The sequence below is a fragment of the Nocardia sp. NPDC004123 genome, from assembly GCF_053603795.1.
Genome location: NZ_JBSGGG010000016.1, coordinates 243,285 through 253,603, shown reverse-complemented (window position 1 = coordinate 253,603; position 10,319 = coordinate 243,285). Strand labels below are relative to the sequence as shown.

General features: G+C 65.7%; 8 protein-coding genes and 1 pseudogene. 4 read left to right on the top strand and 5 right to left on the bottom strand.

The window, feature by feature from the left end; all coding sequences use genetic code 11:
• Both ACWEQQ_RS24600 and ACWEQQ_RS24595 read right to left on the bottom strand, forming a co-directional pair.
• Positions 1–137, bottom strand: a pseudogene (locus tag ACWEQQ_RS24600) (1,4-dihydroxy-2-naphthoyl-CoA synthase); the annotation flags it as partial.
• A gap of 161 nt (positions 138–298) precedes the next feature.
• Positions 299–550 carry a hypothetical protein gene (locus tag ACWEQQ_RS24595; RefSeq protein WP_452349840.1) on the bottom strand — a complete coding sequence of 84 codons (252 nt, stop codon included), beginning with the start codon at positions 548–550 and terminating at the stop codon, positions 299–301.
• Between the two features lie 1,083 nt (positions 551–1,633).
• On the opposite strand from ACWEQQ_RS24595, the gene ACWEQQ_RS24590 reads away from it, so the two are divergent.
• Together ACWEQQ_RS24590 and ACWEQQ_RS24585 are read left to right on the top strand one after the other, a co-directional pair.
• Positions 1,634–2,425, top strand: coding sequence for a Zn-ribbon domain-containing OB-fold protein (locus tag ACWEQQ_RS24590; protein ID WP_452349839.1), 792 nt, complete (start codon positions 1,634–1,636; stop codon positions 2,423–2,425).
• Positions 2,426–2,487: 62 nt separating this feature from the next.
• On the top strand, positions 2,488–3,732 hold the full coding sequence (locus tag ACWEQQ_RS24585) for a serine hydrolase domain-containing protein (protein ID WP_452349838.1): 1,245 nt from the start codon (positions 2,488–2,490) through the stop codon (positions 3,730–3,732).
• Between the two features lie 290 nt (positions 3,733–4,022).
• On the opposite strand, the gene ACWEQQ_RS24580 is transcribed toward ACWEQQ_RS24585, so the two are convergent.
• Positions 4,023–5,792: a hydrogenase maturation protein gene (locus ACWEQQ_RS24580; RefSeq protein ID WP_452349837.1), complete on the bottom strand. Its 1,770-nt coding sequence runs from the start codon at positions 5,790–5,792 to the stop codon at positions 4,023–4,025.
• Positions 5,793–6,009: 217 nt separating this feature from the next.
• Between ACWEQQ_RS24580 and ACWEQQ_RS24575 the strand changes: the two genes are divergently transcribed.
• Both ACWEQQ_RS24575 and ACWEQQ_RS24570 read left to right on the top strand, forming a co-directional pair.
• Positions 6,010–6,264 carry a helix-turn-helix domain-containing protein gene (locus tag ACWEQQ_RS24575; protein ID WP_452349836.1) on the top strand — a complete coding sequence of 85 codons (255 nt, stop codon included), beginning with the start codon at positions 6,010–6,012 and terminating at the stop codon, positions 6,262–6,264.
• Positions 6,265–6,414: 150 nt separating this feature from the next.
• On the top strand, positions 6,415–8,274 hold the full coding sequence (locus tag ACWEQQ_RS24570) for a glycoside hydrolase family 5 protein (RefSeq protein WP_452342968.1): 1,860 nt from the start codon (positions 6,415–6,417) through the stop codon (positions 8,272–8,274).
• A gap of 146 nt (positions 8,275–8,420) precedes the next feature.
• On the opposite strand, the gene ACWEQQ_RS24565 is transcribed toward ACWEQQ_RS24570, so the two are convergent.
• Together ACWEQQ_RS24565 and ACWEQQ_RS24560 are read right to left on the bottom strand one after the other, a co-directional pair.
• Positions 8,421–8,819: a hypothetical protein gene (locus tag ACWEQQ_RS24565; RefSeq protein ID WP_452349835.1), complete on the bottom strand. Its 399-nt coding sequence runs from the start codon at positions 8,817–8,819 to the stop codon at positions 8,421–8,423.
• 503 nt (positions 8,820–9,322) lie between these two features.
• On the bottom strand, positions 9,323–10,315 hold the full coding sequence (locus tag ACWEQQ_RS24560) for a GAF domain-containing protein (protein ID WP_452349834.1): 993 nt from the start codon (positions 10,313–10,315) through the stop codon (positions 9,323–9,325).
• Positions 10,316–10,319: the final 4 nt, after the last annotated feature.

The following is a 10,319-nucleotide window of genomic DNA, read 5'->3' as shown; positions in this document are numbered from 1 at the left end:
GGGCGGAAGGCATTGCGTACCTCGGGGCGATCGAAGGCGATCCGCACCGTGCCCTGCTCGATGTGCCGGTGGTACGTGATGTCGGTGAGGTTCTCGAATCCCGGGACGACATTCCACAAATCTGGATTGAAGGTCACCGTGCCCACCCTAGTCACGTTCACATTTCGCGAGATCCAGGACCCATGTTGCTCCGGCCAATGGCGAGCCGAAATGCTGTGCAATACACCACTTCTCGCCTGGTAAAGATCACGTTGCTCGACATACGACGGGTCTGCGCATCAACGTGTTCGATCTCGATCTAGTTGTATTCCGGATGGATCCAATGAGGATGCCTGGCCGCGAGGTGGTCGTCGATCGCGGCCTCGACCAGCTCCCGCCAATGCGGATTGCTCTGGGTGGTGTTCTCGTCGCGAAACCACCGGCAACCAGCCGTAGGGCATAGGAATCGATAGGTGCCGAGATTGTCAATGCGGCCGCCCAGGCTCACGGGGCGCTTACGACTCGCACCAGCGTCGCGACGACTGCCGAAGGCTGAAAGTTCGTCTCCCACTCCATCACTCAATCACAGGCGGACATGCAGGCGACACTTACGAACCGCGTGGTACGTGATCTTGTGACAGGGCGGCCCCTGGTTTCGAATGTGCACAGCTTTGTCACTCTCGACGGGCGCTCGACGATTTCGATGCTGTACTGCGGCGGCGGCTCGATCGTTGCCGACGCTGCATCGAGCAGATGCTGTGCCACGTTGTGGGCCAGCGGATTTCAATCATCTTGGCTAATTTGCACAACACAGGGGGCACCCGTAGGGTTCGGTCCGGGCCGACCTGCATACCCCCAAGCGGTGTCGACCCACGAGATGGTGGCCAGTTGCAGCTCGAATGCTGTCGGCTGCCGATGATGTCGATGCCGTCGGGTCAAACCCCCCTTCACCCGGCGGCATCGCTCGGAGATCGTCCGCCGCGCCGGGTCCGTCATGGCCGACAACTCCGACCCTGGACAGCCTTCACCGTCTTTCCGCGAACAGCCTTGCTCAACCATCTCAGTACCCGCCTGCCGACCAGCGCCGAGCGCATGATCGAGCTACACCTGTGCGACGTGGGCCTGGACGGCCGGACGAACCCGCCGCAGCGAGGCGACCTGTCCACCGCCGCGCCCGACTGGGCCGAGCCGCGACACCTGCGGGCCTCCCTGACCGCATTCGAGCGATCGGCACCGCAACCTACGTGTAATTCACTATTCGCGAGGTCGCCTCGGTACCGTCTGCGGTCAGGCGCTGACCGCACGCCATCCAGACGAGTCGCCCCGCCGGGCACGCTGTGCGGGGCGAAACTCCAGCCCAGCTCGCGCATGCCCGGTCGAACTCGCCCGCGCCCAGTCCGGCCACATCCCAGCCGCTGGCCGGCCATGCACGTAGCGGGCCGTTCCAGCAGGTGAATGCCTGCGGTTCCAATCCTGCAGACGCGCCGCGTCGTGTCGGACGGATTTGTGCCTTCCGGCCCTTGTCTACCGGTGCCTCTACTGGGCGGGGGTCGCAAAAATAGGTATGTCGTGGGTAGTTCTGCCGTCGCGGGCAAGGGCGCCCGCAATGCAGGCTCGTCAGTGACAGCGCAGGCAAGAACTGGCGAGGATTGCGATGTTCGACCACAAGCCGGAAAACCCCCGACACCTCAACGACCCCACCGGGCGCCACGACAGCGCGACCCTGATGATCCGGCGTTGCACCGACTGCGCAACATTGGTCGCACCAATGACCAACGCCTGCTCATCCTGCCGAGCCACCACCCTGGACTGGGTACCCTCCACCGGCACCGGGTCGATCGTGTCGTGGAAAGTGGCCCACCACCCCTCCAACACCGGCACCTGGGAACAGTCCACGGTCGCCATCGTCGAACTCGACGACGGCCCCTGGATCTACTCCACCATCTACGGCGAACTCCCACCACCCTCGGACCAGCCGATCCGCGTCCGCTACGAACCCGACCCACCCGAGGACCGATTCCCGGTCTTCACCATCGACACCACCACCCCACAGACCCCCCACGCCAGCACCCCACCCGCGGACGACCCGAACAACCCCCAGCCGACGACGTCCCCCGCGGCACACACCAACCACGACCCGGGATGGGTTCGTTCGTCGATGACACACTGCGATTTCCTGGCAGCCAACCGATCACTCGACACGGCCGCCAGATCGGTGGTCGAGTACGCGATCCGACAGGCCCCCTCCGGCGGCGCCAGCGCCGGCGAGCTGCTCGTCGCCTTCGGCGTCACCCGCTGGCGGTTCGTGCAGATGATCCGCGAGGCCCTCGTCCAACGCCCCAGCGACACCCGCGATGCGCGCACACTCAAACGCAACCTGCTCGACTCACTGTCATGGGCATGGCGCGCCTACCCCGACTCCTCGGCTTCCTACGTCTCCTGCTAGCGCCACAGTTTCGATTCCTCTGTGCTGCAAAGACATTCGGCAACAAGTAAGGACACAACGACGTGCCCGATCCGCTCCCTTCCCGACACGATCACTCCCAGGCGTCCGGCACCGTCGTGCACGGCACCTGGGCACCCCGCTATGCCGATGCGATCACCGCATTCGCGCGGCTGTTCTCCACCGGCCGCGGCGGCGGCGCACTGGCGGTCTACCACCGCGGCCGCCCTGTCATCGATGTCTGGACCGGCACCGCCGACCCGGACCGCGGCGTCGCCTGGCAACACAACACCGCCGCACTGTCGTACTCGACCTCCAAAGGCATCACCGCCACAGTGGTGCACCGGCTGGCCGAACGCGGACTGATCGACTACCACGCACCGGTCGCCGAGTACTGGCCCGCCTTCGGCGCCAACGGCAAGAAGAAGATCACCATCGCCGAAGTCCTCAGCCACCGCGCCGGACTCTCCCACGTCACCCCGCTGGCCAAGAACCTCGACGAGCTGGTCGACCACCACCTGATGGAAGAGCGGATCGCCGCCGCTGCACCGGACCGATGGCGCGGCATACCCGCATACCACGCGATCTCCTTCGGCTGGCTGGCCGCCGGAATCGCCCGCGCGGTCACCGGTAAGGGCATGAGCGAGCTCTACCGCACCGAACTCGCCGAACCCCTGGGCCTCGACGGCCTCCACCTCGGCACCCCAGCATCATCGGCGAACACCACCGTCGCCACCTCGCACGGGTCACGCGTCCCGTTCGGCATCCCCGGCGCCGCCCACCTCCTGCGGATCGCCGGACGAATCCCCCTCCCGGGCACCGGATTCGTCCGAGCCATCTACACCCACGGCATCGAACAGCTCACCTCCGGAACCGCCCCAGCCATCCTGACCGGCGAAATGCCCGCCGCCAACGGAGTATTCACCGCCCGCGCCGTCGCCTCCGTCTACAACACGCTCGTCACCGACACCCCCCTGCTGTCACGATCACGAGTGCAGCAGATATCGCGCGTACAGACCTGGCTCCCGGACCGAAACCTGCTGCTCCCCATGGGCTGGCGACTCGGCTACCACTCCATCCCCGCCCCGGGCGCCCCACGAGGCTTCGGACACGGCGGGCTCGCCGGCTCCGGCGGCTGGGCCGACCCCGACAGCGGCCTCGCCGTCGGACTCGTACACAACTGGCTCCCCGACGCACGACACCTACCCCGCGACCAGTTCGTCCTCCCGCGCCTGCTCGCCCCCGTCGTCCGCGCCGCCACCGGCACCGCACACCCCCAACCTCAGGATCTCAGTATGGTGATCAGCTGACGGGCAGCGTCAGCGTGTTCGCCGGAGATCGAATCCTGCTTCCCGCCAAGCCATCTCGCAGCCGCCCGGCTCCTTCCCCCTCACGGCGACGGATGACCCACTCGCCTCCACGCTCGCTACTGAAACGGAAATGCCGATAGCTCGACAAACCCCTCCGTACCGACGTTGCGGTATGACGTTGGGAGACGGCTGATCACGCTTGCCGCAACAACAGCAAGTTCAGCGGTTTGACGCCGGTCGGCTCGGCGACCAGGTGCGCCTGGTGTGCACCCCGAATTGATCGATAACCATCAGGTCTGCTCCGTTTGCACGAGTTGTCCGAGAATGTGGGCGGGTGTGGCCGAGGGGCGAGCGTTCGTCACGAAGTCGTGGCGAAGCCGGTGATAGGGCTCGCCCGCGCCGTAGAAGTGCTGACGCATGCGGTCGAGTTCCTCGGATCGATACGCCGCCAAGGGTTTTGCCGCCTCGTCCACTGCGCGGCAGAGCTTCTTCTCGAGTAGTCGACCCGCTGTGGCGGACAGGGCCGCCGACAATGTGGCGGCCTCGCGCCTCACCCAGGCACGAAACTCTCCGACATCTCCTGCGACGACGCGGTCCACCAGGCCGAGAGCCTCGGCGGAGCGTGCACCTACCGGCAGTGCTTCCCGCATCAGGCGATCGGCCTGCCGTGTACCGACCCGGCGTGGCAACGTGTAGGTCCAGTACTCGGACCCGTACAAACCCATCAGCCGGTAATGCGGGTTGAGCACGGCGGACTCCCGGCACCAGACCTCGTCAGCGGCCAGCGCCAGCATCACTCCACCCGCAGCCGCGTTCCCGGCCAGCGCCGAGATCACCAATTTGTCCGTGGTCGTGAGAATCGCCTCGATCAGGTCGTCGACGGCGTTGATATTGCGCCAGGACTCGTCGGCGGGGTCCGCGGCGGCTTCGATCACGTTGAGGTGGATGCCGTTGGAGAAGAAGTCGCGCGCCGGCCCCAGCACGAGCACGGTTGTCGGTCGAGCACACGCCTGCCGATACGCGTCGAGTAGCCGTCGGCACTGGTCTGTGCTCATTGCTCCAGCGGCAAAAGAGAATTCGAGATGGCCGACGGTCCCGAGTTCGTAGTACCGCAGCTCGGACCAGGTGTCGCGGGTTGCGGCCTCGGCTGCCGAAATGGGAAGGTCCGGCACTCCGGCCAGGAGCTCGCGGTCTATCACCGCGGTGGCGGGCAGTTTGAAAGTCGCTGGGCCGCCGGGTATCCGGCGGCTGCGCAGCTGCGGTAGCCAGACCGCGCCGTCCACGGTGGCTCGGCAGATCGCGCCATCCCGGGTAGCGAGAACGGCGCCCGGCGCCCCGCGTAGTCGATCCTCGCGATGCCCGCCGTGTACGAAGTACTGGCGTCCGTACAGCTCGTCCAGCACGCCGGGTTGAGAGTCGGCCGCGCGCAGCTTGCGGAGCACCACTGCCGTGCTGTCGCTGGACCAATCGATACGTCGGAACTCCTGCGCGTGATATGGCCGCTGCCGTCCGTGGACATCGGGACGGTCGTAGTCGAGGGGCTCGGGCTCGAAGTCTCCCTGCTCGAATTGGTCAACCGCCCGCAATACCGCACACATCGCGGCATCGGCGACCTCGGTACGGTACAACTCACTTTTCCCGCAGGGCCGCATCACAAACGATTCCGAGGCCCAGATCGGACCCGCGTCCAATTCCGCGACGGCCTGCAGAACGGTCACGCCCCACTCGGTGGCGCCGGAACTGATCGCCCAGTCCAGCGCCGACGGACCTCGATCGCCCTTCGGGCCCGGGTGCACGATCAGCACTGTGTTCTCCGACCAAATATCCTCTGGCACAGCGACTGTCAGCATCGGCGCAAGGATCAGCTCGGGCCGGAACCGCGCTATACCCGCCCGTAGTGACTCGTCGCCACCGAGCGCCAACTCGACCCCCACGCGGTGCCCGCGCTGCCGCAATTCCGCGTGAATACGCTGCGTGAGGCTGTTGAATGCGCTTGCGAGAAGCAGGATTCGCATTGGTTTCCTTAAACTGAGCTCGCGGCGACACAAACCGATACCCACCAGAAATTCGAAACAATGACGAACAGAGAAATGTCTCTCAGGTGCTCCTACCCATCAGCAGCACCCTATGGGACGGATTGCGCTACGGGCGCGCCCGCCACTCGGGAAACAAGGGTCGAGCCGATCGCGCCGTCTGCCCTCGGTCGGCGGGGAGGGCCGAGCGACGGACTGCGGAAACGTCTTATTTCAGACGTCTGACCAGCCTGGACTGCGCCCCATGGAAGTCCATACTCGGCAGTTGCAGTACTTCATGGCAGTCGCGGAGGAATTGAGTTTCACCCGGGCCGCGCAGCGGCTCCACGTGTCGCAGCAGGGTCTGAGCACACAGATCGAGCAGCTGGGGCACGAGATGGACGTCACGCTGCGCTCGCGGAGAATTCGGCCGAATCCGGTCGTGATGAACAACGATTCGCCGCAGCCTTCCCCAGGCGATGCCAGTCGATCCCAGGAGAATCACAACTCGATGTTGTGAATGGACTCGAAATACTGATTTCTCTTCGGATACTTTGCCTCCTAACGTCTTCGATGCGAGCGAACTGCTCGCGGGGGCGGGTTCCGTACCGGACTGTGACCCGGGCCGGAGCCTGTCCCTCGGCTCTTCGAAGACTGCCCGGAAGGAAAGATGAGGGCCTTCACCATTCTGCTGCTGGCCGCGGGACTGCTGCTGGCCCCCGCGGTTCATCTCGAGCCGGCGGCACAGGCCGCACCCACCGGGTTGAAGGGTCCGCTGAGTACACGTGGCCGGTATATCGTCGACGAGGCCGGGAATCGGGTGAAGCTGAAGTCGGGCAACTGGCACGGGTCCAGCGGTACCTGGACCGGTAGCGGCGACGACGAGGATCCGGCGAACAACTTCGCCCAGGAAATCGGGCATCGCGCACCGCTCGGACTCGACCGCGTCCCGCTCGACAAGATCGTCCAGGACTTCAAGGACCTGGGGCTGAACAGCATTCGGCTGCCGTTCTCCAATCAGATGATCACCGACGACCGGCCGGTGACAGGTCTGACCGCGAATCCGGCGCTCAACGGGCTGAAGCCGCTGGAGGTATACGACAAGGCGGTCGCCGCACTCACCGGCGCCGGGCTCGGCGTCATCCTCAACAATCACACCACGACCACCCGGTGGTGCTGTGCCGTCGATGGCAACGAACGCTGGAATTCCGGGCAGGACACCGACACCTGGGTGAACGACTGGGCATTCATGGCCGCCCGGTACAAAGGTGATCCGGGGGTGATCGGGGCCGATCTGCGCAATGAGGTACGGCGCGACACCTGGGACAACCCCAACTGGGGTTTGGGCGACAGCCACGACTGGGAGGCGGCCGCGCACCGGGCGGGCGATCGGATCCTGAAGGACGCCAACCCGAATCTGCTCATCATGATCGAGGGCATCAACTGGTCCGGCATCCCGACCGATCTGACCTGGCACCAGCGACCGATGCTGCGTGATCTGAAGTCGTTGTCGCAGACGCTGGTCCGGTCACACAAGCTGGTCTACTCGGTCCACTTCTACAGCTATATCGGCCCGGCCAACACCGGCGGGACCGGCCTGAGCGGGGGCGAGACCCATGATCCTCGGTTCCGGGACATGTCCCGGGACGACCTGTTCAAATCCATGGACGAGCTCGCGGGGTACGTGGCCACCACGCCCGACCAGCATTTCACCGCGCCGGTGTGGGTAAGCGAGTTCGGGATCGGCAAGGACGCCGAGGGCCTCGACAAAGCGTGGTTCCCGAACATGGTCGACTATCTGATCAATCGGGACCTCGACTTCGCCTACTGGCCGATCGTCGGCTTCCAGCATCAGGACAAGGGCAACGCCTGGGGTCTGCTGCGTTACGACACCGACGGCAGCAAGCGCAGCGTGATGGACGCCGACGACTGGCGGGGCGCGCACCTGCGACGGCTGCTGGCGGCCGATGGCAAAGCCGGCCAGGTCGCTCCGGTGCGAGCCTGGTCCATGCTCAATGCCATCCACGACGACCACAACGCGTCGCTGCGGGCCGCGAACGATTGGGATCCGGGCGCGCACAAGCTCGTCTGCCCCGACGACCAGCGCCTGATCGGGATCAGTTCACGCGGGCAGGGCGGCCTGTGCACCGACGCCACCGAGGGCAGTCTGTGGCAGGCCAATACGTCGGCGACCAAGGTCGCCGCGGAGAAGGTGACAACCGACTGGGCCAATGGCTTCACCAAATATCAGTGCGCCGAAGGACAATTCATGATCGGCTACAGCGTGCGCGGTGACGGCACCTCGGCCATCCTCTGCGCCCCCGGCCGCATTCCGCTGGCGGGTGCCGGCCGCACTGTATGGGATGACCGCGGTGACAATCGACCGGCCTCGGGCGAAGGCGGCGACTACGCGAACGGCTACTACAAGGGGCAGTGCAACGCGGACGAGTACGCCGCCGGCATCGCCTTCTCCTGGGCCAACGCCCGCTACGGGCATCCGGACGCCCTGTACTGCCGCAAGCTCAGGTAACCACGCACCCGCCCGCTGCGGCAGGCAGACGACCCGTTGGCCCGCGCCGATGATCCGGTGCGGGCCAACGGCTTTCCTTCCGGCCGTGAAACCACCGAAACCGATTGACAACTCGGACGACTCCCCCTGCCCGCTGTGCCCGGCGTTCAGGCCGGGACGCGATCCGGGCCCTGGAGGATCGACAGCCGGATGGCGGCCAGCACCACTGCGCGGTGCGGCAATCCGAGCCGGCCCGGCTCCGGCTCGTTCGCCCAGTGCCAGCCCGGCTCGTGGTCGGAGGTCGGCAGCATGATGTGGCTGCCGCGGTCCGGCATGGTTACGCCGTTCTCCTGCAAGAAGCTTCGAAGTCGCTGGGGTACGGGGTGATACGGGAGGGGCGGGGCGACCAGGAAGGTCCAGAAGCGGTCGCGCGGGTCGGCGACCACCGGTGTGGACGGCAGCCAGGACAACCGCAGGCGGACCCGGTCGCCCAGTGATTCGGGCAGCGCCAGTGCCTCGACCGCGGCGCCGACGGTGAGCAGCGGGCGGTCGGCGTACATCTCCACCGGAAGTCCATAGCGCGCTCTCAGCACATGGGCCGATTCGTAAGGGGAACAGCACGATTCGAACATCCAAACCTCCGGGCGCACGACGAGGGGTGCACTCGGTGCCAGGGTGTCCGCGGGTTCCCGTGGCCGACGCGAGGCATGAACGGAGGATTCGCGTCGAGTGCGGACACCGGGCGATTGGAGGCTCGTCGACCGGCACCGAGTGCAAGAACAGTCTCGACCATCAACCGTGCCACCACGGTGACACCCGGATGGCATCCGGATGACCGGCTGTAAATCTGTGTCCCCCAACAACGAACCGGTAACCGTGAGGAAGCTCACCAGCGAAACCGACCGCCCCGGAGGATCTTTCGCGAATGCATCGAGGCAACCAAGCTTGATACAAAGTTGCCACTCGGAGACGTTGGTGAACCAATATGCAAGCTGGCGCGGCATACGCACGCTACCTGCGCCTGGGCTTGTCCGGGTGCCCGGATCGCTGATACCGGCTGGCTCATACGCTAGTCGGCGCGGGCGATCCTGACGATGTGCAGGCGGCTGCCGACCTCCCCGGTGAAGCGGCGGGAGGTGATCGTCACCGGTTGCCAGCCGCTGGGGGTGTGGGCGCGGATCCGCGCGGGGGTGACAGTTTTGGAGTCGAGCAGTCCGGGCTGCAGCATGACCGCGGTTTTCGCGATCGCGTCCCAGTCGTCACGGTGAATCAATTCGGCGTCGCCCTCGCGTTGCCAGTCGATCCAGGTGGGTACGTGCCCGATCCATTGCGCGATGAGCGGGGCACCGTTGGGCGGGAACGCGATCAGGGCGGCGGCGGGTGCATCCGGCCCGGGTTCATCGGTCAGGCCGAGCGCTTCGTGCGGGCTCAGAGAAACCGGATCCACGTCGGAGACATCGTGTGTCAGCCCACGCAGGCCGTGCCGCTCCAAATCGGTTCGGCCGACCGCGAACGTCTGCCAGTTCATCAGGCGTCCATTGTCGTGCAGAACCACGATGTGCTGGCTGAATTGCGCACCGGGTTGGGGGTTGGTACCCAGTGCTATCAAGGCGGTGGCGTCATCGAATTTCACGACCTTGCGGAAGAATTCACCGGGCGAGCGAACCCGTTTGAATCCATCGGCATCATCTGTGGACATCATCCATGACTCGAGGCGCTGCTGAACTTGCAGATCCCCGGCGTACCATGCGATTCCGGCGGCAGGGCGATGAGCGGGAATGGGTTCGTCCGGCGCCCCGACCCACAGGTGGACGGCATACACCTCGTCGTCGGGGCCGAGGATGGGCAGGGCTTGGACGCGGCTGTGACCACCGCGGCCGGAGACCACCTGATCGAAGACCGATCCGGACCGGCGCACCCAGTCGATGGTGTCGGTGACATCGACACCTTCGTTGCGCTGCAGCGACCGCAGCGACACCCAATCGCGGCGTTCGCCGTCCTTGGCGACGATGGTTGCGGGGGTGTCCAGAGGCCCCAGGGCCTCGATGAGAAACCACGACATCGAG

What these genes read in the sequence shown, in the direction of transcription:
- ACWEQQ_RS24560 (WP_452349834.1), bottom strand. Translation starts at nt 10,315, where the DNA reads ATGTCGTGGTTTCTCATCGAGGCCCTGGGGCCTCTGGACACCCCCGCA.
- ACWEQQ_RS24575 (WP_452349836.1), top strand. Translation starts at nt 6,010, where the DNA reads ATGGAAGTCCATACTCGGCAGTTGCAGTACTTCATGGCAGTCGCGGAG.
- ACWEQQ_RS24570 (WP_452342968.1), top strand. Translation starts at nt 6,415, where the DNA reads ATGAGGGCCTTCACCATTCTGCTGCTGGCCGCGGGACTGCTGCTGGCC.
- ACWEQQ_RS24590 (WP_452349839.1), top strand. Translation starts at nt 1,634, where the DNA reads ATGTTCGACCACAAGCCGGAAAACCCCCGACACCTCAACGACCCCACC.